The organism is Dactylosporangium sucinum, from assembly GCF_014647515.1.
Lineage (GTDB): Bacteria > Actinomycetota > Actinomycetes > Mycobacteriales > Micromonosporaceae > Dactylosporangium > Dactylosporangium sucinum.
On record NZ_BMPI01000058.1, the window covers coordinates 37,704 to 58,464 of the forward strand.

The following is a 20,761-nucleotide window of genomic DNA, read 5'->3' on the forward strand; positions in this document are numbered from 1 at the left end:
TCATCGGCGTGAAACGTGCGCGGCGGACGATGGCGGGCATGGTCGACGAACGCGCACAGCTCGAGGTCACCACCCTCGGCGAGTGCCGCATCGATTCGCCGCTGTCGGCGGCGCTGCGCCGGCAGCGCAGCACCCAGCACTACGTCGACGAGGACGACCGCGTGCTGCTCGACGACACCGTGTCGCTCGTCGCCGCGCGCGGGGTGCCGGTGGCGGAGCTGCCGGGGTTCGAGCCCGGTGGGCCGCGCTCGAAGATCTTCTTCGACCCGTCGAAGACGCGGGTCGGGATCGTCACCTGCGGCGGGCTCTGCCCGGGGCTCAACGACGTGATCCGGGCCCTGGTGCTGGAGCTCACCAACCACTACGGCGTGCACCGCATCTTCGGGTTCCGCAACGGGTACCAGGGGATGACCGCCCGCTACGGCCGGCCCGTCGTCGACCTCACGCCCGAGGTCGTGAGCGGCATCAACGAGTACGGTGGCACGATCCTCGGCACCTCGCGCGGCAACCAGGACCCGAACGAGATCGTCGACTGCCTGGAGCAGCTGAGCATCAACGTCCTGTTCGTCATCGGCGGCGACGGCTCGATGCGCGGCGCGCTGAAGATCGCCGAGGTGGTGGAGGAGCGGGGCCGCCGCATCGCCGTCGTGGGCGTGCCGAAGACGATCGACAACGACATCCCGTACATCGAGCGCTCCTTCGGCTTCCAGACCGCCTTCGGCAAGGCGACCGAGGCGATCCGGGCCGCGCACGTCGAGGCGACGGCGTTCCCGAACGGGATCGGCCTGGTGCAGCTCATGGGCCGGCACTCGGGCTTCATCGCCTGCTACGCGGCGCTCGCCAACAACGACGCCGACTACGTGCTCATCCCGGAGGTGCCGTTCGCGCTGGACGGCCCCGGCGGGTTCCTGGAGCACCTGCGCCGGCGGGTCGTCGACCGCGGGCACGCGATGATCGTCGTCGCCGAGGGGGCCGGCCAGGAGTACCTCAGCACCAAGGGCACCGACGCGTCCGGCAACGTGCGGCTGGAGGACTTCGGCCGCTACCTGCGCCAGCGCATCGCCGAGCACTTCGCCGCGGCCGGCGTCGAGGCGAACCTGAAGTACATCGACCCCAGTTACACCATCCGGAGCGTTCCCGCCGACCCTTACGACAGCGTGTACTGCATCCGCCTGGCCCACGCCGCCGTGCACGCGGCGATGGCCGGCCGGACCGAGATGGTCGTCGGCCGCTGGCGGGGGCGGTTCGTGCACGTGCCGATCGCGCTGGCGATCAGCTCGCGGAACCTGGTCGACCCGGACGGCGACCTGTGGCTCTCCGTGCTGGAGGCCACAGGTCAACCGGCCGTGTTCAGCTAGCGCGGCGGGCGCGGACCGCGGCGGCGAGCTCGTCGAGGATGCCCGCGGTGGTGTCCCAGGACATGCAGGCGTCCGTGACGCTCTGGCCGTAGGTCAGTTCGCCGCCCAGGTCCTGGCGGCCGGCGACCAGGAAGCTCTCCAGCATGATGCCGGCGATGCCCGGCTGGCCCGCGGCGATCTGCTCGGCCACCTCGCCGGCCACCGACGCCTGGCGGACGTGGTCCTTGCCGCTGTTGCCGTGGCTCGCGTCGACGATGAGGCGCTGCGGCATGCCGGCCTTCTCCAGGCGGGCCAGGGCGTCCCGGATGTCGGACGGGCCGTAGTTCGGGCCGGAGCGGGCGCCGCGCAGGATGATGTGGCAGTCCGGGTTGCCCGTGGTGGACACGACCGCGGCCCGGCCGTCCTCGTCGACGCCGAAGAAGACGTGCTTGCTGGCCGCGGTGCGGCAGCCGTCGATGGCGACCTGGACGTCGCCGTCGGTGCCGTTCTTGAAGCCGACGGGCATGGACAGGCCGGAGGCGAGCTGCCGGTGGACCTGGCTCTCGGGGGTACGGGCACCGATCGCGCCCCACGACACCGCGTCCGCGATGTACTGGGGGCTCGTCGGCTCCAGGAACTCGCACCCGACCGGCAGCCCCAGCCCGAGCACGTCGAGCAGCAGGCGACGAGCCAGCCGCAGGCCGGTCGGCACGTCGAACGTCTCGTCGAGCCCCGGGTCGTTGATCAGGCCCTTCCAGCCCACCGTCGTTCGCGGCTTCTCGAAGTACACCCGCATGACGATGCACAAATCGGCGCCGTGCGCTGCCGAGGCGACCGCCAGGCGGCGGGCGTAGTCGACGGCCGCGACCGGATCGTGCACGGAACACGGGCCGACCACGACGAGCAGGCGGTCGTCCTGCCCGGTGACGATCCGGTGCACCTCGTCGCGTGATCGGCGCACCACGTCGGCGCGTGCGTCGTCCATCGGCAGCTCGGCGCTGAGCTCGCGCGGCGTGACCAGCGGGCGGTAGCCGGTGACCCGCAGGTTGCTGGTGTCGTTCATGAGGCCCTCCCTGGTTGGCGGCGGGCTCTTCGGACGACCAGCCCGCCGTGTGACACGACGAAGGGCAGAGACCGAGGTCTCTGCCCTTGCTGGCTCCGGGTGACTGGCGTTCAGCGCAAACGGCCGCCGGCTCCACCCGGAGCCACGGTAAAGCGCCAATACCACCGAATCACGCCGCCACTGTACCGCACCGTGCGCCCCGGGCAACGTGACCGTGGCCTCACGCGGCGAGCGCGTCGGCCACGGCCTTGCGGGCCGGGTTCGTGCTGGGCGGGGACGCGCCCAGGTGCACCCGGTTGGTGAGCAGGACCAGCACGACCCGCCGCCGCGGCTCGACGACGATCGACGTGCCGGTGAACCCGGTGTGGCCGAAGGCGCCGTGCCCGGCCAGGCGGCCCATGTACCACGCCTGGTCGAGGTCGACGCCGAGCCCGTGCGCGGCGGACGGGCCGAACGCCGGGTTCTGGTTCGTGCGCATGAGCTCGACCGTCGGCGGGCGCAGCAGCGGGCCGCCGCCGGCGAGCAGCGCCCGCCCGAGCAGCGCGACGTCGGCCGCCGTCGAGAACAGGCCGGCGTGCCCGGCCACGCCGCCGAACGCGGCCGCCGACGGGTCGTGCACCCGGCCGCGCAGCGCGCCCTCGGTGGCCGCGATGCGCGGCAGCAGCGCCGCCGGTGGCCGGTAGCCGGTGTCGGCCAGGCCGAGCGGGGCCGCGATCTGCCGCCGGACCTGCCGGTCGAGCGGCTCGCCGCCGAGCCGCTCGGCGAGCGCCCCGAGCGCGATGAAGTTCTGGTCGGCGTAGCGGTAGCCGCTGCCGGGCGCGGCGACCGGCGGCTCGCGCAGCACGTGGTCGAGCCGGTCGGCCGGGGTGTCGCCGACGAGCGGCGTGTCCTTCGACAGCCCCGACGTGTGGGTCAGCAGCATGCGGACGGTGATGTCCGGCTTGTTGCCGAACAGCGGTACATATCGAGCAGCGGGCGCGTCGAGCTGGACCGTGCCCTGCTCGTACAGCCGGAGCACCAGGATCGCCGTGAACACCTTCGTCAGCGAGGCCAGGTCGTAGATCGTGCCCGTCGTCGCGGGGACCGGATCGCCGCCGGAGCGCACCGCGTCCCCGACGGCGAAGTGGGCCGCGACGTGCCCGTCGACGGCGGCGAACAGCACCGCACCCGGGAACAGGTCGCGGTACCGCTGGAGCGCCGACCGCAACGAGGCCTCGTAGCGGCCGGTGGGCGGCGCCCACGGCGACGGCGTGGAGACCGGAACCGTCCACGGATCGAGCGACGACGCCGCGACCCGGGGCGCCGAGCAGCCGGTCAGCAGCGCGCCGAGCAGCCCGAGCACCGCCCGCCGTCGCACGTACGTCACCCTATGCCATGGCTTCGCGCAGGCGGCGGGCCTCCACGGCCAGGCGGCCACCGCCCCCGCGGGCCGCGGCGTCGTCCAGCCCGGCGACCGGGAGCCGCACCCCGGTCGCGGTGGCGAGCCGCGCGGCGAGCATCAGCACGTCGGGCGTGCCGCGTGGCGGCGGCGCGGCCGCCAGCAGCGCCGGCAGGGCGGTGGCGAGCAGCCGCCACACCGTGAACGTCACTGCTCGGGCGCGCGCACGGCCTCGTACAGGGCGGCCATGTCGTGGTCGTGGAACCCGCGGTCGACGACGGTCTCCAGCAGGCCCCGCGCCGCGTCGACGACCGAGGTGTCGATGCCGGCCCGGGCGCCGAGCTCACCGACGAGCCTTGCGTCCTTCGCCGCGCCGCTCGCCGGGAACGCCACCGGGTAGTCGCGCCGCATCATGGCGGCGCCCTTCAGCTGGGCATACTGCTGGTCGAGCGGCCCGCCCGCGATGAGCGACAGGAACAGCCCAGGGTCGATGCCGAGCGCGTCGGCGAGGGCCACGCTCTGCGCGGTCGCGGCGACGGTCGTCATCACCCAGCTGTTCACGATGAGCTTCGTGCGGCTGGCGGCGCCGGCCTCGCCGAGCCAGGTCACCTTCGCCGCGATCGGCCCGGCCAGCTCCTCGACCGCCGGCCGGGTCTGCGCCGGCCCGGACGCCAGGACGTTGAGCTTGCCCTGCTCGGCGGGGCCGCGCGTGCCGAGGACGGGCGCGTCGACATACACCAGGCCGAGCCGCCCGGCGAGCGCCCCGAGCGCGTCGGCCCCCTCGGCCCCGACGGTGGACATCTGCAGCCACAGCGCCCCCTCGGTGAGGCCGGGCGCCGCGGCCGTCATGACCTCCTCGACGACGGGCGCGTCGAACAGCATGGTGACGACGACATCGGCCCCCGCGACCGCCTCCTCCGGCGAGCCGGCGACGACCGCGCCGTCGGCGGCGAGCGCGTCGGCCGCCTCGCGGGTGCGGTTCCAGACCCGCACGTCCTGCCCGGCCTTCAGCCAGTTGCGCGCCATCGCCGCGCCCATGATCCCGGTTCCCAGCACCGCCAGCGTCATGCCCCGATCGTCGCACTCGTGCGTTCACGAGGCCGCTCGGGGGCTCCAGCAGCGGCAACGCGTGCAGCACCCGTCCCACACGCGCTCGCACTTCTTCCAGCCTCTTCCAGCCGCCGTCCTACACCACGTGCCGCGTGTCGTACAGGTCCCAGTCGCGGCCGGCGGGGTTGATAGCGAACACGGTGGCGGCGATGCTGTGGGCGTGGAGTACGTGTCCAGAGTGCCGCGACCGCCGCTGGACGGGTTGATCGACGACCTCTACTACCTGGAGGGTGCGCCGCCGTACGCCCGGCTGACGCTGCCGCCGATGCCGGCGGCGTTGCTCATCGTCAACCTCGGGGCGCCGTTCCGCATCCGCGCCGGCACCGACATCGAGACGGCCGAGTACGCCGACGGCTGCGTGGTCACCACACCCACCCGCGCGTTGGAGTTCGGCTACCCACTCCGGACCCGGTCCGTCGGTGTGCACGTCAAGCCGTGGGGGCTGGCGCCGTTCCTGCCGATGCCCGCGGCCGAGCTGTGCGACCGGCCGGTGACGATAGAGCAGGTTTGGGGCCGGCCCGCCGTTGCTGAGCTGCGCGACCGGCTGGCCACGGCGGACGGACCGCACGAGATGCTGACGCTGCTCGAGGAGGAGCTGATGCGACGGCTGTGCGAGACCGCCGGCCTGGGGCTGGTCCGCCATACGAGCAGCGTCATCGCGGCGACCGGCGGGGCGGTGGCGATCGGCGACCTGGGGGTGGCAGCCGGTGTCAGCAGCACTCATCTGGCACAGCGGTTCAAGCAGCTCATCGGGGTCACGCCGAAGCGGCTGGCCCGCACCTACCGCTTCGCCGCCACCGTGTTCGCGATCGACCCCGCCGGACCGATCGACTGGGGCGACCTCGCCGGTGGCGCAGGCTACTTCGACCAGGCCCACTTCGGCCACGAGTTCCGGGCGTTCACCGGGCTCACGCCGACCCGGTACGTCGAGGTCCGGCGGCGGTTCCTGCGCGAACATCCCGGCCACGCGATGGACGGCTGGCCGCTGCCGGCCGATTGATTTCTTACAAGAGCGACGGCTCACGACACGCTAACTTGGGGGTATCCAAAGCAGAGGAGAGCCCCGTGGGCAGGGTGGTCATGTACAGCTCGGTGTCGGTGGACGGCTTCGTCGCGGACGAGAATGACCAGCCCGGGCCGCTTTTCGACTGGTTGTCCAGCGGTGACGTCCCGTTGGACGAGAGCGGCGAGCTGAAGGTGTCGCAGACCTCCTACGACTACACCCGGCCGTACTGGGACCAGATCGGGGCGACAATCGTCGGCCGCCACGTCTTCGACATGACGGACGGCTGGGACGGGAAGCCGCCGGGCGGGATCGACCACGTGGTCGTCGTGACGCACCGGCCGGCGCCCGAGGGCTGGGACCCCGAGGCGCCGTTTCACTTCGTCGACGGCGTCGAGGCAGCCGTGGCCAAGGCGCAGGAGCTTGCGGGTGACCGCATCGTCGAGGTCGCCGCCGGCGACGTCGGTGGCCAGGTGCTTGCCGCGGGCCTGGTCGACGAGGTGCGCATGGACGTCGTACCCGTCGTGTTCGGGTCCGGCAAGCGCTACTTCGGGTCGGTCCACGCGCAGCACCTGCTGGAGGATCCGGACGTGGTGATTCAGGGCAACCGGGTGCTTCACCTGCGCTATCGGCTGCGCCGTTGACCGATCCGAGCGCGTCGTATCGTTGGTCGACCCCCAGGAAGAGCGGCTCTTCTCCAATGCAGGGTGCAGTCGGGGTCTGAATCCGCCTGTCTCCACCAGCACCACGGAGCGGATGGCGGTCAGCGGTGCACGATCCCAGCTCAACCACTCCGTGTCACAGGATGATCCGAGGGTGGGGGAGCGGTCGACGTGCGGACCACCAGCTCCGTCGCCAGCTCCACGTGCAACGCGTCCAGCTCGTGGCGGTCCAGCAGGCGGATCAGCAGCGTCACCGCCATGCGGCCCATCTCCTGCAGCGGCTGGCGTACCGTCGTCAGGCCCGTCGCCTGGGCCAGGTCCAGGTCGTCGAAGCCCGTCACCGACAGGTCCGCAGGCACCCGCAGGCCACGCTCCAGCGCGGCCCGCAGCGCGCCCACCGCCACCTTGTCGTTGAAGCACACCAGCGCGGTCGGGCGGGTCGGCAGGTCCAGCAGCGACGACGCCGCCACATAGCCCTGCGACGTCGTCGGCTCCACCGTCCGCAGCAGCGACGGGGAGGGCAGCACGCCCACGTCGGCCAGCGCCGCGTTGTGGCCGGCCAGGCGGGCGTCGCTCACCAGCCACTCGGTCGGGCCGCCGATCACGCCGATGCGGCGGTGGCCCAGGCCCACCAGGTGGCCGGTCAGGGCCCGGGCGCCGGCGAAGTGGGCCGCCGACACCGACACGATGTCGCGCGGCAGGGTGGTGCGCGGGTCCACCACCACGAACGGGACGCCGCGGCCCTGCAGCTCCAGCAACGCCGAGCCGGGCTCCGGCGGCAGGATCACGATCACCCCGGCCACGCCCTGGCGGCCGGACAGGTCGGCCAGCAGCGGGGTGCGCTGGGCCGCCTCGCCCGCGGTCAGGACCAGCTGGCGGCCGTGCAGGCTCAGCGTCTCGGCGATCGACGACACGATCAGGCCGAAGTAGTCGGTGAGGATGTACGGGCAGCGCACGAACACGGTGCCGCGGAAGGAGTGCGATCCCGTCCGCAGCCGCTCGGCCGCCTCGTTGACCACCGTCCGGGTCGCCTCGGTGACGGTGGCGTGCCCGTTCAGCGCCCGCGACACCGTCGCGATCGACAGGCCCGTCGCCGAGGCGATGTCGCGCACCGTCACCCGCCGTCGATCAGTCATCTGTTACATCACCAAGCTTGACAGTCGATATCGATGAGAGTTTCCTAATGCCCGGCGATGTTACACGGCTGTTTCATTTTGTTACAGAGGCCGCAGAGGAGATCGCATGCTGACCCGCCTCACCGGCGCGGTCGCGGCCGGGTGCGTGCTCGCACTCGCCGCGTCCGGAAGCGCCGTCGCGCAACCCCGGACCACGACCGCCCGGGTCTGGGTGACCACCGTCGACCGCGCCGAGCTGCTGCACGAGCGGGCGCCGGTCGCGTTCCGGCCCGGCACGTCGACCGAGGTCACGATCACCGTCGACCCCGCACAGACCTACCAGCGCATGGACGGCTTCGGTGCCGCCATCACCGACTCCGCCGCCGACGTGCTCTACCGGCTCACCCCGGCGCAGCGCGAGGACACCATGCGCAAGCTGTTCGACCCGCGCTCCGGCATCGGCGTGAGCTTCCTGCGCCAGCCCGTCGGCTCGTCGGACTTCACCGCCGAGGCGCAGCACTACACGTACGATGACATGCCCCCGGGACAGACCGACTTCACCCTGCGGCACTTCAGCATCGACCACGACCGGGCGCGGATCCTGCCGCTGCTCAAGAAGGCCAAGCAGCTCAATCCGCAGCTGAAGGTCATGGCCACGCCGTGGAGCCCGCCCGCCTGGATGAAGACCGGCGACTCCCTCGTCGGCGGCCGCCTCAAGGACGAGCCCGCCGTGTACGCGGCCTACGCCGCCTACCTGCTGCGCTTCGTCCTCGCCTACACCGCGGCCGGCGTGCCGGTCGACTTCATCAGCGTGCAGAACGAGCCGCAGAACCGGCACCCGAGCGGGTACCCGGGCACCGACCTCCCGATGCGCCAGGAGGCCAAGGTCATCGAGATCCTCGGCCCGCTGCTGCGGCTGTTCAGCCCGCGGACGAAGATCCTCGGCTACGACCACAACTGGACCACGCACCCCGGCGACGTCGGGTCCACCCCGCCCGGCGAGGACCCGGAGACCGACTACCCGTACCGGCTGCTGGCCAGCCCGGCGGCCAAGTGGATCGCCGGCACCGCCTACCACTGCTACTCCGGCGACCCGTCGGCGCAGGGCAAGCTGCACGACGCCTTCCCCGACAAGGGCATCTGGTTCACCGAGTGCTCCGGCTCGCACGGCCCGAACGACCCGCCGGCCCAGATCTTCCGCGACACGCTCGTCTGGCACGCCCGGAACATCGTCATCGGCACCACGCGCGAGTGGGCGAGGTCGGTCGTCAACTGGAACATCGCGCTCGACAGCGACGGCGGCCCGCACCTCGGCGGCTGCGGCACCTGCACCGGCCTGGTCACCCGCCAGCCGGACGGCAGCGTGACGACCGACGCCGAGTACTACACGATCGGGCACCTCGCCAAGTTCGTGCCGCCCGGCTCGGTGCGCATCGCCAGCACCTCCTACGGCACCACCGGCTGGAACGGCCAGATCCAGGATGTCGCTTTCCGCACGCCCGACGGCACGATCGCTCTCGTTGTGCACAACCAGAACGACGACCCGCGTTCGTTTGCGGTGACGATCGGCGGCAGGACGTTCGAGTACACGCTCCCCGGTGGGGCGCTCGCCACGTACACCTGGCGAGCCTGAGAGCACCCGGCGCGGCCACGGTGGGGTGGCCGCGCAGGGAAAAGGGATGCGGTGGCCGGTCGGGGCCGGCCACCGCATCCACCGGCGTCAGACCTTGAAGGACCCCACCGCCTGCTGCAGGTCGGTCGCCAGCCGGCTCAGCTCGGCCACCGTCCGGTCCACCTCCGCGAGCGTCGCCGTCGTCGTCTGCGTCGCTTCCGCCACCCCGGCGATGTTGTTCGCGATGTTCGCCGCCCCGTGCGCCGCGTCGCCGACGCTGCGGCTCATCTCGCTCGTCGTGGCCGTCTGCTCCTCGACCGCCGAGGCGATCGTCAGCTGATGTTCGTTGATGCGCGCGATGATCCGGCTGATCTCGCCGATCGCCTCGACCGCGTTCGCGGTGTCCGACTGGATCGCCTCGACCCGCCGCGAGATGTCCTCGGTCGCCCGGGCCGTCTCCTGTGCCAGGTCCTTCACCTCGGAGGCCACGACCGCGAAGCCCTTGCCGGCCGCGCCCGCCCGGGCCGCCTCGATCGTCGCGTTCAACGCCAGCAGGTTGGTCTGCTCGGCGATCGAGGTGATCACCTTGACCACGTTGCCGATCTCGATCGAGGAGTCGCCGAGCTTCGACACCGTCCGGTTGGTCGACTCGGCCACGCCGACGGCCTGCGAGGCCACCCGCGCCGCATCGTTGGCGTTCTGCGCGATCTCCCGGATCGAGGCGCCCATCTCCGCCGAGCCGGCCGCCACCGTCTGCACGTTGTGCGACACCGTGCCCGCGTCGCCGGCCACCACGTTGGCCCGCTCGGACGCGGCCCGGGCGCTGTCGGCGATGCGCGACGTGACGCCGGTCAGCTGGCCCGAGCTCGTCCCCAGGGTGCTCGCCGCGGTGCTGAGGGTCTCCACGGTACGGCCGATGCTCGCGTTCGCCTGGTTGACCGCCACGGCCATCCGGCCCAGCTCGTCGCGCCCGTGCACCTCGGCCCGCCGGGTCAGGTCGCCCTCGGCGACCCCGCGGAGGGTCTCCGAGACGCTGCGCAGCTGCGCGTTCATCCGCCGGCCGATCGCGATGCCGACGACGAGCGCCAGCAGCAGCCCGACCGCGAGCGAGCCGATCGTCCAGTTGCGGGCGATCGCGTAGTCGCTGCTCGTCGGCGTCGTGGATGTGCTCATGCTTCACGTCCCAGTCGCGTTGGTTGAACACCGGACGATCGCCTCATCGGCCGCCCGTGGGGTGCGTTGAGGTTTCTCCGGGGCACTCAAGGGGTTTGATGGTCCAAACGGACTTCGCTAGGGTCCACTGCATGCTGGGCCTGATCTCCGGTGCGCTCCGGGCACGACGTCCGCAGGCTCTGGTCATGGCGCTGCTCACGGCGATCACCGTCATTGCCGCGCTCGCAGCCGGCTGGGGCGCCGCGACCGCCGAGCACACCGCGACCCGGCAGCGCATCGACGCCGCCGGCGAGACGCAGCGCACGCTCGGCGTGCGCGGCCCGGTCGACCTGGGCCCCAGCCAGGGCTCGACCCTTGAGCGCTTCCGCCAGCTGGTCAGCGGCGATGTCCTGACGTCAGCCAACACCGAGCGGATGATCACCGGGGTTCGCCTGGCCGGTGGGCTCCACGCCGGCGACCGCAAGCAGTCGGTCGAGCTGCGCGTCCTCGACGACGTCTGCCGCAACGTCACGCTCACCGCCGGGAGCTGCCCGGCCGCCGACGGCGAGGTCATGCTCGGCGCCGACCTGGCCCGCCAGCTCGGCGTCGGCCCCGGCGCCGAGGTGCGGCACGAGGCCGGTCTCACCGCCGCGCCGGTCGAGCTCACGGTCACCGGCGTCTTCCAGGCCGCCGACCCTACCGGCTGGTACTGGTCCGATCAGAGCGGCCCCGCCGCGTTCACGACGCTCGGCACGATCGCCCGGGCGAAGGTGTCGGTGGTCGCCACCGTCGACGCCCTGCTGCGCCCGGAGGCGTTCGACGCGCCCGAGGAGCTCTCCGCCGAGCTGGTCCACCTCCAGGGCGCATTTCCCCAGGTGTACTCCGGGGCACCCGCCCTCGCCGCCGCCCTCGCCACCGACCGGCGGGCCACGCTGCGCGGCATCCGCATCGCCGAGCTGCAGGTCCTGCTGTTCGGCGCGCTGGCCATCGCGGTCGCGGCCGCCTACGCCGCCGCCGAGCGCCGCGGCGACGCCGCCCGGCTGGCGATCCGCGGCCTGCCCCGGTGGCGTGCCCTCGCCGCCACCGCCGGGCAGAGCCTGATCCCGCTCGCGGCCGGTGCCGCCGTGCCGCTCGCCGTCGCGTACGGGCTCGGGCAGCGACCGCCGATCGAGCTGTGGGTCCTGCTCGGCGCGGCCGTCGTCATCGTGGTCGCGGCGGACTGGGCGGCCACCCAGCGGCGCGTCGCCGACCTGCTGCGCGTCGTGCTGCCGCGCCGCCCGCTCGCTGCCGCCACCGTCGAGGTGTGCGCCCTGGCGCTCGCCGTCGCCGCGTTCTTCCAGGTCGCCACCGAGCCCGCGGCCGACGTACGGCGCGACACCGGCTTCGGGCTCTCCCAGGCCGCGCCGCTGCTGCTCGCCGTCGGCGTCGGGGTGCTCGCCACCCGCGCGCTGCTCGCCGCGGCCGGGCTGGCCGGGCGCAACGCCCTCGCCTCCGGCCGGGTCGCCGGCGGCATCGCCGGGCTGACCCTCGGCCGGCGTCGCACCGCGTACCGCATCGTGCCCGTCCTCGCCGCCGCCACCTGCGTCGCCGCGCTCGCCGCCCAGGACTGGGCCGGCGCGGCCGCCGCCCGCAGCGAGCGGGCCGCCGTCGAGCTCGGCGCCGACCGGGTGCTGCGCGTCGCCCCGGTCGCCCCGCCGCGGCTGCTCGCCGCGGTCCGCGCCGCCGACCCGTCCGGCCGGGAGGCGATGGCCGTCGTCGTCACCGGCGCGGCCGGCTCAGCGCCGGTGGTCGCGGTCGACAGCGCCCGGTTCGCGGCCGTCACCGGCCAACCCGCCGAGGACCTGCGCGGGACGGCGCCGGAGGCGCTGGAGTTCGGCGGTACCGCGCTCACCCTGACCGCCGGCGGCGAAGGCTCGGTGATCCGGGTCGTGCTCTCCGTCGCCGCGACCGGCGAGCAGGTCGTCGCCGAGTTCGGCCCGGTCGACCCGCAGCCGTCGGCCCGCACCGTCGCCGTGCCGCCCTGCGACCGCGGCTGCCGCGTCGACGCGATCGAGGCCGATCACGGCCCGGTCGAGCTGCGCGAGCTGACCGCCGGCGGCCGCGCGGTCGTCGACGCCGGCGCGTTCGGCGACCCGGCGCGCTGGCGCACCACGCTGGGCCAGGCCGTCAGCGGGATCCAGGTCGACCAGTCGGGCGGCGGACTGCGGCTGCTGGACGCCGCGCCGATGAGCACCTCACCGATCGACAGTCGCCTCTACGCGGTCAACACGCCGGTGCCGCTGCCCGCGCTCGTGTCCGGAGCGGCGCTGCCCGCCCACGAGGACCCCGTCGTCATGATTTTCGGCGCCACGGTACCGCTGGCGCCGCGCCCGGTCGCCACCGTCCCGCGCGGCGGCACCGAAGGCATCGTCGTCGACCTCGACTACGCCCAGCGCATCGCCGCCGCCGCGGGCCGGGCCGGTGGCTCGGGCGACCGTCCGGAGGTCTGGCTCGGCCCGGCCGCCACCGACCGGACCGTCGAGCGGTTGCGCGCCGCCGGCCTCACCGTCGTCGGCGACGACACCGTCGCCAAGGCGACCGGGCGGGCCGGCCGGCTCGCGCCCGCGCTGATCCTCCTCGGCGGCCTCGCGGGGGCGGCCGCCATCCTGCTGCTCGGCGGGGTCACGGCGGCCGTCGTCGCCGCCGTCGACCGCCGCCAGCGGGCCGCCGAGCGGCTCGCGCTGCGCCGCCAGGGCGTCGGGCGGGCCGCGCTGCGCACCGCCGGCCGCTGGTCGGCGCTCGCCCCGGTCCTGGTCGGGGTGCCGGTCGGGCTGCTCGCCGCCGTCGCGCTGCGCCTGCTCGCACCGCCGCCGGTGCGGCCGTTCACCGACCGCTGGCCGGTCACGGAGCCGGCCGTCCAGCCGCTCGCCCTCGGGGTCGTGGCGGTGCTCGCCCTGGCGGTGTTCGCCGCCGTCGCCCTGTCCGGACGGGGGGAGGAGCGCCCGTGATCGCGCTGGTGCTGGCGATGCTGCGGTCCCGCTGGGCCCGCGCGCTCATCGTTGCCCTGCTCACCGCGCTGGCGACCGCGGCCGCCGTCGCGGCGCCCGTCTACGTCGACCGCGCCGACCGGCGCATCGTCGGCGCCGAGGTGTCCGGCGCCGCCGCCGGCGACCTCAACGTCGTCGTCACCGGCCAGGTCGAGTCGACCGGCGACGGCAGCATGCCGCGCACCTTCGAGAGCCTCGCGTCCGGCTGGCTCGACGCGCCCGGCTACGACTCGGTGTTCTCCGCCCAGTTCGTCGCCCAGCCCACCGAGCTGCCGTTCGCCTCCGCCGAGCAACTCTCCCGGATCTCCTACCGCGAACGCCTCTGCGAGCACGTCGTGGTCGTCGCCGGCCGCTGCCTCATGGGCGCCGGCGAGGCGGTCGTCAGCGAGCACTCCGCCGAGCGGCTCGGGGTGAAGCCCGGCCAGGCGGTCTCGATGAGCGGCTCCCGCTACGACGATCTCATCAACAAGTATGTGCCGGCCGGCGGCCCCACGGCCCTGACCGTCGTCGGGATCATCCGGGCCCGCGACAGCGCCGAGCCCTACTGGGGCCGCAGCGGGGCGCTCGCCGACCTCGCCGGCCCGGCCCTCTCGGTCGACCGGCGCACCCTGGCCACCTTCGCCCGCCCGAGCGAGCTGCAGTGGTACGACGCCTACCCGCGGCCCGGGGCGATCACCGTCGCGTCCCTGGACGAGCTGCGCGACTGGATCGCGAGCGCGAAGCGGCGCAGCACCGAGGGCGCGCGGCTGTCGACCGGCCTGGACGGCGTCATCGAACGCATCGACGAGCGGCGGGCCGCGGTGCGGGCCACCGTTCCGTACGCGGTCGCCCCCGTCCTCGTGCTCGCCTGGGCGGTCATCGTCCTCGCCGTGTCGGCCGCCGCCCGGGCCCGCCGCTTCGAGCACGGCATCATCGCCCTGCGCGGCGTCGCCCGGCGGTGGCGGTGGTGGCTCGCGACCGGCGAGACCGTCGTCGCCGTGCCCGTGGGCGCGGTCGCCGGGTTCACCGCGGTGGGCGGCTGGACCACGCCGGGCGCGTTGCGGTACGCCGGGATCGCCGTCCTCGGCGCGGTGCTCCTCGCGCTCGTGGTCGCGGTGCGGACCGTGGCGGCGCCGGTGAGCGCGCTGCTGCGTGAGGTCGACCGGCGGGCCCGGCGGTGGCGCGGGGCCGTCGTGCTGGCGCTCGTGGCCGCCGCCGTGGCCACCGTCCAGCTGCGCGGCGCCGACGGGTTCGGCGGCGGGGTCGCCCTCGTCGCGCCGGCCCTCGTCATGCTCGCCGTCGCCCTGGCCGCCGCGGCCGTGGTGCCGCCGCTGGCCGCCGCCGCGGCCCGCCGCGCGCTGCACCGCGGCCGGCTCGCCGCGGCCCTGGCCGGGCTGCGCCTGGCCCGCCGGCCGGTCGGCGCGCGGGTGCTCGTCGTGCTCGTCGTCGCGCTCGCGTCGCTCGGGTTCGCCGCCGCCGCGACGACCGCCGTCACCCAACGGCAGGCGGTCGACGCCGACGTGCAGACCGGGGCGCCGGTCGTGCTGCGGGTCGGCGCGACCAGCCGCACCCACCTGCTGAGCGCGGTCCGCGCCGCCGACCCGGACGGGCGGTACGCGATGGCGGTCGTGCCCATCGCCGCCTCGTCCTACGGTCCCGCCGTGCTCGCCGTCGACGCGTCGCGGCTCGAACGGGTCGCGATCCTGTCGCACACGTCGGCGTCCGTCCCGCGCGGCGAGCTGGCCGGCGTGCTCCACCCGCCGGTCGCCGGCGAGCCGGTGGTGCTGACGGCGAGCCGCATCTCGCTCGACGTCACGGTCACGACGCTGGACCGGCCGGACATCGCGTTCGCGGTCACCGTCGCGCCGCGGGACGGGCGGGCCACCACCGCCGTGGAGCTCGGCGCGCTGCGGCCGGGGCGGGCGGCCTATGCGGCCGACGTGCCGTGCGCCGCCGGGTGCCGGCTCGTCGACCTGACGGTACGGCTGCCTCCATATCTCGGGCCGACGGTCGTGCTGACCGTGCACAACCCGCCGTCGCCCCGCTGGCGGGTCGCGCCCGGCGCGTCGGCGGCGCCGGCCGACGGCGGCGGGGTCACGTTCACCCTCCCTGCGTCGGGGCGCGCCGACGCCGGCATCCTCCGCACCGCCGACGCGCCCGAGGCGCTGCCGGTGCTCGCCACCGGCCCGCTGCCGCCGGAGGGGACGGTCGGCTCGTTCGGCGGCAAGTCGGTCCCGGCCCGCATCGCGGCGACCGCCGACCGGCTGCCGCGGCTCGGCACCACCGGCGCGCTCGTCGACCTCGACTACGCCGACCGGCTCGCCGTCGACAGCGCCGCCGAGGACGCCGAGGTGTGGCTCACCGCCGACGCCCCGCCGTCCGTCGTCGAGACGCTGGTGTCCCGCGGCCTGACCGTCAAGGGCCGGCAGACGGTCGGCGACGCCCGGGTCGCGCTCGCGGGCGAGGGCAGCGCCCAGGGCCTGCGGTTCTATCTCGTCGCCGGGGCCATCGCGGTGGCGCTCGCCGCGGCCGCGCTCGTCGTCGGCACCATCGGCGGGAACGCGGCCGACCTGCGCGCGCTGCGCTCGCAGGGGCTGCCGGCCCGCACGGCCCGGCTCGTCGAGCCGCTCGCCGCGCTGCGGCTGGTCCTGACGGCCGGCGTCGCCGGGGCCCTCGCGGCCGTCGCCGCCTGGCTGGCCGCGGCCGGCTCGCTGCCCGGCCTGCAGTGGGCGGGCGTGCCGCCGCTGGCCGAGCCGGCGGTGGCGTTCGGGTCGGCCCTGGTGCTGCTGGCCGTCGTCGCGGTGCTGTCGAGTCAGGCCAGGCTGAGGGTGACGTACGGGACGTCGCCGCCCTCCGACAGGTAGCGATCGACCTCCACGTAACCGTCCGCCCCGGCGAACCGCAGGTCAGGCGCGCGGCCAACCGCTCTACGGCTGGGCGGTCAACGGAGTTCCCTGGACCACCAGCACGTCCGTGGTCGCCTCGGCCAGGACCCGCCGGGTGCTGCTGTCGTCGAGCCAGCGGGCGATCGGTCCGGTGGTCGACCGGCCGACGACGAGGACCTGCGCGTCGAGGCGCTCGGCCTCGCGGACCAGCAGCCGGCCGGTGGCGGCGTGGTCGGCGACGCTGCGCAGGACGCGACCCGACACCGCCGGCACGACCCCCGTCGCCGTGATCTCCGCGACGTGCTCGGCGACCACCCGGTTGGCCTGCTCAAGGGATTCGCGCTCGACCGCGTCGTCGCCGATGATGTCGACCTCGTACACGTGCAGCACCTCGATCGGCGCGTGCCGGCGCGCGGCGACCTCGACGGCCTTCGCGGTGACCGCCTCGGCGGCGTCGGTGGCGTCGACCGCCACCACGACGGGCCGCCGATCGGCCGCCGCGGGCTCGGGCTGGGTGGTGATGAACCGGCGCCCCGCCGCGAGGACCACGATGGCCAGCAGGAGTGCGGCGGCGCCGACGAGGAACGGCACGTGCATGTCGAAGTGGTCGGCGAGCTTGCCGGCGGCGAACGGGGCGAGGCCGCCGCCGATGAACCGGACGAACCCGTACGAGGCGGAGGCGACCGGCCGCTCGACCTTCGCGACCGTCATGACGGCCTGCGTGGTGAGCGTGTTGTTGATGCCGATGAACGCGCCGGAGACGATCGTCGCGACGATGACGGCGGCGGCGCTGCCGGTCCAGGCGCCGATGACGGCGAGCACGACGGCCAGGCCGGCCATGTTGACGTAGAGCGTCCGCACGGTGCCGAAGCGCTTCTCCAGCCGCGGCGCGACGGCGATGCTGAACAGCGCGACGAGCAGGCCCCAGCCGGTGAAGACCAGGCCGAGCCGGTGCTCGTCGAGGTGCATCGGGTAGGGCGCGTACCCGAGCAGGGTGAAGAAGCCCCAGTTGTAGCAGACCGCGGCCAGGCTCATGATCAGCAGCCCGCGGTCCTTCAGCGCCACGAGTGGCGCCTTCAGCGAGGTCTTGTGGTCGGGTTTCGGCGTCGCCGGGACGAGCACCAGCGTGAGCACGAGCGCGATGGCCATCAGCACGCTCACGCCGAAGAACGGTCCCCGCCAGCTGATCGCTCCGAGGTACCCGCCGAGCAGCGGCCCGACCGCGATGCCGAACCCGAGCGCCGTCTCGTACAGGATGATGGCGCCCGCGATCCCGCCGCTCGCGCTGGCCACGATGATCGCGAGGCTCGTCGCGATGAACAGCGCGTTGCCGAGCCCCCACCCGGCCCGGAAGCCCACGATGCCGCCGATCGATCCGGAGGTACCGGCGAGCCCGGCGAACAGCACGATGAGGACGAGCCCGGCGACGAGCGTCCGCTTCGCGCCCAGCCGGCTGGACACCCAGTTCGTCACGAGCATGGCGACGGCGGTGACCAGCAGGTAGCTGGTGAACAGCAGCGAGACCTGCGACGGCGAGGCGTCGAGCTGCTTGGACAGCGCCGGGAGGATCGGGTCGACGAGCCCGATGCCCATGAACGAGATGACACACGCGAACGCCACGGCCCAGACGGCCCGGGGCTGCCGGAACGCACCCATGCCCTCCGGTATATCACTAGCTTATATAGAGTACTTATGCTTTGGTCGTGTGATGCTGAGCGCATGACCGAACTGCGGGTGTTGCGTGGCGATGGGCGGGGTCCCACGGTGATGTTGCTGCACGGGCTCGGGGCGACCGCCGACGTGTGGGACGGCGTGGCCCGGGCCCTGGACGGCCTTTCCTGGATCGCACCCGACCTGCCCGGGCACGGCGGGTCCGGCCACCTGGAGGGCTACACGTTCGAGGCAGTGGCGGCGGCCGTCGCGCCGCTCGTGGATCCGGCCGGCACGGTGGTCGTCGGCCACTCCTTCGGCGGCGTGATCGGCCTGCACCTGGCCGGAGTGCCCGGCGTCCGGGCCGTGGCGGGCATCGGGATCAAGGTGGCGTGGACTCCGGAGGAACTGTCGCGGGCCGCGAAACTGGCCGACCGGTCGGCCGCGGTGTTCGGCACGCGGGAGGAGGCCGTGCGGCGGCACCTGCGCGTCGCCGGGCTCGATGGTCCGGCCGCCCCGGACGCGGCCGTTCGTCCTGTTCCCGGCGGGTGGGGGCTGTCCTTCGACCAGCGGGCGTTCGGCGTGGGGGAGCCCGGGGTCGCGGGCCTGCTCGCCGCCGCACCCGTGCCCGTCGTGCTGGCCCGCGGCGAGCACGACCGGATGGTGTCCTCCGAGGACCTCGGCGCGCTGGTCGACGCGTTCGTGGTACTGCCTGGACTGGGGCACAACGCCCACGTCGAGAATCCTGAGGCGCTGGTGAACCACCTGCCGCCGCTGCGCGTGCTTCTGCAATGACGGGAGGTGCGCATGAGGGTGGGGGCCGCGCTGCCCACCTCCGCCCGATGGGGTGGGGGACCAGGGCGGCGGTCGTCTCGCGACCGCCGCCCTGCTGCCTAGGGTTCCTGGCGGGCGCGCAGCAGGCGGGTCATCGCGGCGATGCCCGTGCCGATCGCCCGCTCGTCCGGGGTGAACGCCGAGTGGTGCGGGATGCCCTCGCCGCCGACGCCGAGGTAGAACATGGCCCCGGGCACCCGCTCCAGGAACAGCGCGAAGTCCTCGCCGTTGAACGGGAACATCGCGTGCGTCTCCGTGACGGTGCCGAGGTGCGGCACGGCGGCCCGGCTCAGCACGGGGTCGCACACCATCGCCGGGAACGGCGGCGCGGGGAAGTCGACGCCCGCGCCGGCGATGGCGCGAACCTGCTCCCGCACCTCGTCGTACCGCTCCGGCGGCCAGGCCCGCACCCAGACCCGCACCCGCCGCTCGTCCTCGACGTACGCGTTCGCGACCACGAACGTCTGCAGCTGCCCGCCGGGCGTCTGGAGGTCGGCGACGATCCGTTCGTACTCCTCCGGAGACTGCGGGTAGGCGACGGTGGACAGCGCCTCGACGGCCGCCGCGACGTGCTCGGGCCGGTCGGTGACGACGGTCCCGGCATCGTGCCCGGGCAGCCCGGTCCCGGGCATGATCCCGAACATCCCGGCCGGGAGCGGCGCGCAGTGCAGCGCGTAGATCTCGTCCGGCAGGAGCCGATCGAGCGCCCCGTCGGCGATCATCGCCCGGGCGCCTTCGAGGTTCTCCTCGGCCGGCTGGAAGTAGAAGACGACCTTCCCCCGGAGCCCCGGCGTCCCGGCGAGCGCCCGGGCCACCCCGACCCCCACCGCGGTGTGGACGTCGTGCCCGCAGGTGTGCGCCGCCCCGCCGTCCTCGGAGGGCACGGCGTCGAGATCGGCCCGGTACCCGATGACCGGCCCGTCCCCACCGTCGACCACCGCGACGATCCCGTGCCCACCGACCCCGGTGGTAACGTCGAGCCCGGCGGCCCGCAGCTGCTCGGCGACGAGCCCGGCGGTGCGCCGCTCCTCTCCCGCGAGCTCCGGCGCGCGATGAATCTCCCGCCGCAGCTGGACACAGTCGTCATCGATCCCCGTCATGCCGCCCACTGTAGCGGCGGCGTCACCGCATCTGACAGATCACCTCGACGTCGCCGAGTCCGCCCACCGGGACGGTCACCGGCGCCTCCGCCCGGCAGACCGGCACGTACGTCGCCGGGTCGATGACGCGCAGCGTTGGCTGGACGCCCGGCGGGCTGCTCGCGCCGTGGCTCAGCGGCATGCCGGTGACGGTGTACGTACCGGCCGGCACGGTGATGCTGAACCGGCCGTCGCCGGCCGTCGTCGCGTCGAAGACGCGGCCCTCGGCACCGTCGAAGCGCACGGTGCCAAGGTTGGCCGGCTGGCACGGGTTTGCCCGGATTCCGGCCGTCCTTGCTCGCACGGACCAGGACACCGTCCCTCCGACCGACGTTGGTGGACACCGGGCTAGCGGCGGACGTCGGCGGGGCCCGCCGCCGTCGGGAGGCCCGCGGCCAGCCAGCCCTCGACGCCGCCCGCCAGGTCCGTCGCGCGGTGCAGGCCCAGCGCGCGCAGGCTCGCCGCGGCCAGGCTGGAGCTGTAGCCCTGGCGGCACACCACGATGACCAGACGGTCGTAGGACGTCGCCTCCGGGATGCGGTCCGGGGAGGCCGGGTCGAGGCGCCACTCCAGGACCGTGCGGTCGATGACCAGGGCGCCGGGCAGTTCGCCCTGCTCCCGCCGCTGGGTCTCGGTGCGGGTGTCCACGAGCAGCGCGCCGGCCAGCGCGGCGGCCCTTGCCTCGTGCGGGTCCAGGCGGTGCATGCCCTCGCGGGCCCGGGCCAGCAACTGTTCGACGCCGAGCGCCAGATCAACGGTCATGCGGGGATCATCGCCGCCCGAGGCGTCCGGTGCCCGCGTGGCGCACCGGACATC

At 74.2% G+C, this 20,761-nt stretch carries 17 protein-coding genes; 7 read left to right on the forward strand and 10 right to left on the reverse strand.

Annotation, left to right across the window (positions count from 1 at the left end; genetic code table 11):
• Window positions 1–38 precede the first annotated feature (38 nt).
• Window positions 39–1,358, forward strand: a complete 1,320-nt coding sequence (locus IEZ31_RS41380; protein WP_190255592.1) for an ATP-dependent 6-phosphofructokinase — start codon at window positions 39–41, stop codon at window positions 1,356–1,358.
• On the opposite strand, the gene IEZ31_RS41385 is transcribed toward IEZ31_RS41380, so the two are convergent.
• The 4 genes from IEZ31_RS41385 to IEZ31_RS41400 form a co-directional block, all read right to left on the reverse strand.
• Complete coding sequence (locus IEZ31_RS41385) at window positions 1,351–2,400, reverse strand: 3-deoxy-7-phosphoheptulonate synthase (RefSeq protein ID WP_190255593.1); 1,050 nt, start codon at window positions 2,398–2,400, stop codon at window positions 1,351–1,353. The genes IEZ31_RS41380 and IEZ31_RS41385 overlap by 8 nt on opposite strands.
• A 220-nt stretch (window positions 2,401–2,620) precedes the next feature.
• Window positions 2,621–3,757, reverse strand: coding sequence for a serine hydrolase domain-containing protein (locus IEZ31_RS41390; protein WP_190255594.1), 1,137 nt, complete (start codon window positions 3,755–3,757; stop codon window positions 2,621–2,623).
• Between the two features lie 10 nt (window positions 3,758–3,767).
• Window positions 3,768–3,989: a hypothetical protein gene (locus IEZ31_RS41395; RefSeq protein WP_190255595.1), complete on the reverse strand. Its 222-nt coding sequence runs from the start codon at window positions 3,987–3,989 to the stop codon at window positions 3,768–3,770.
• Complete coding sequence (locus IEZ31_RS41400) at window positions 3,986–4,846, reverse strand: NAD(P)-dependent oxidoreductase (RefSeq protein WP_190255596.1); 861 nt, start codon at window positions 4,844–4,846, stop codon at window positions 3,986–3,988. The genes IEZ31_RS41395 and IEZ31_RS41400 overlap by 4 nt, the downstream gene beginning before the upstream one ends.
• A gap of 202 nt (window positions 4,847–5,048) precedes the next feature.
• Here IEZ31_RS41400 and IEZ31_RS41405 point away from each other — a divergent pair, with 202 nt between their 5' ends.
• Together IEZ31_RS41405 and IEZ31_RS41410 are read left to right on the forward strand one after the other, a co-directional pair.
• Window positions 5,049–5,888, forward strand: a complete 840-nt coding sequence (locus IEZ31_RS41405) for an AraC family transcriptional regulator (protein WP_229836504.1) — start codon at window positions 5,049–5,051, stop codon at window positions 5,886–5,888.
• 65 nt (window positions 5,889–5,953) lie between these two features.
• Window positions 5,954–6,535, forward strand: coding sequence for a dihydrofolate reductase family protein (locus IEZ31_RS41410; RefSeq protein ID WP_190255597.1), 582 nt, complete (start codon window positions 5,954–5,956; stop codon window positions 6,533–6,535).
• A gap of 140 nt (window positions 6,536–6,675) precedes the next feature.
• Here IEZ31_RS41410 and IEZ31_RS41415 read toward each other — a convergent pair whose 3' ends face one another.
• Window positions 6,676–7,689, reverse strand: coding sequence for a LacI family DNA-binding transcriptional regulator (locus tag IEZ31_RS41415; protein WP_190255598.1), 1,014 nt, complete (start codon window positions 7,687–7,689; stop codon window positions 6,676–6,678).
• A 106-nt stretch (window positions 7,690–7,795) separates the two neighbouring features.
• Here IEZ31_RS41415 and IEZ31_RS41420 point away from each other — a divergent pair, with 106 nt between their 5' ends.
• Window positions 7,796–9,301, forward strand: a complete 1,506-nt coding sequence (locus tag IEZ31_RS41420) for a glycoside hydrolase family 30 protein (protein ID WP_190255599.1) — start codon at window positions 7,796–7,798, stop codon at window positions 9,299–9,301.
• Between the two features lie 87 nt (window positions 9,302–9,388).
• Here IEZ31_RS41420 and IEZ31_RS41425 read toward each other — a convergent pair whose 3' ends face one another.
• Window positions 9,389–10,453 (reverse strand): methyl-accepting chemotaxis protein, encoded by a 1,065-nt coding sequence (locus tag IEZ31_RS41425; protein ID WP_190255600.1) that lies wholly within the window; start codon window positions 10,451–10,453, stop codon window positions 9,389–9,391.
• A 131-nt stretch (window positions 10,454–10,584) separates the two neighbouring features.
• Between IEZ31_RS41425 and IEZ31_RS41430 the strand changes: the two genes are divergently transcribed.
• Both IEZ31_RS41430 and IEZ31_RS41435 read left to right on the forward strand, forming a co-directional pair.
• Window positions 10,585–13,419 carry a hypothetical protein gene (locus IEZ31_RS41430; protein WP_190255601.1) on the forward strand — a complete coding sequence of 945 codons (2,835 nt, stop codon included), beginning with the start codon at window positions 10,585–10,587 and terminating at the stop codon, window positions 13,417–13,419.
• Window positions 13,416–16,301: a hypothetical protein gene (locus tag IEZ31_RS41435; protein ID WP_190255602.1), complete on the forward strand. Its 2,886-nt coding sequence runs from the start codon at window positions 13,416–13,418 to the stop codon at window positions 16,299–16,301. Before IEZ31_RS41430 ends, IEZ31_RS41435 begins: the two co-directional genes overlap by 4 nt.
• Before the next feature lie 63 nt (window positions 16,302–16,364).
• On the opposite strand, the gene IEZ31_RS41440 is transcribed toward IEZ31_RS41435, so the two are convergent.
• Window positions 16,365–17,978, reverse strand: a complete 1,614-nt coding sequence (locus tag IEZ31_RS41440; protein WP_190255603.1) for an MFS transporter — start codon at window positions 17,976–17,978, stop codon at window positions 16,365–16,367.
• A 63-nt stretch (window positions 17,979–18,041) separates the two neighbouring features.
• On the opposite strand from IEZ31_RS41440, the gene IEZ31_RS41445 reads away from it, so the two are divergent.
• Window positions 18,042–18,767, forward strand: coding sequence for an alpha/beta fold hydrolase (locus tag IEZ31_RS41445; protein WP_190255604.1), 726 nt, complete (start codon window positions 18,042–18,044; stop codon window positions 18,765–18,767).
• Between the two features lie 98 nt (window positions 18,768–18,865).
• On the opposite strand, the gene IEZ31_RS41450 is transcribed toward IEZ31_RS41445, so the two are convergent.
• The 3 genes from IEZ31_RS41450 to IEZ31_RS41460 all read right to left on the reverse strand — a co-directional run bounded on the left by IEZ31_RS41450 (window position 18,866) and on the right by IEZ31_RS41460 (window position 20,707).
• Window positions 18,866–19,906: a M20 metallopeptidase family protein gene (locus tag IEZ31_RS41450; protein ID WP_190255605.1), complete on the reverse strand. Its 1,041-nt coding sequence runs from the start codon at window positions 19,904–19,906 to the stop codon at window positions 18,866–18,868.
• Window positions 19,907–19,928: 22 nt separating this feature from the next.
• Window positions 19,929–20,189, reverse strand: a complete 261-nt coding sequence (locus IEZ31_RS41455) for a hypothetical protein (RefSeq protein WP_190255606.1) — start codon at window positions 20,187–20,189, stop codon at window positions 19,929–19,931.
• A 104-nt stretch (window positions 20,190–20,293) separates the two neighbouring features.
• Window positions 20,294–20,707, reverse strand: coding sequence for a rhodanese-like domain-containing protein (locus IEZ31_RS41460; protein WP_190255607.1), 414 nt, complete (start codon window positions 20,705–20,707; stop codon window positions 20,294–20,296).
• Between the last annotated feature and the right edge of the window lie 54 nt (window positions 20,708–20,761).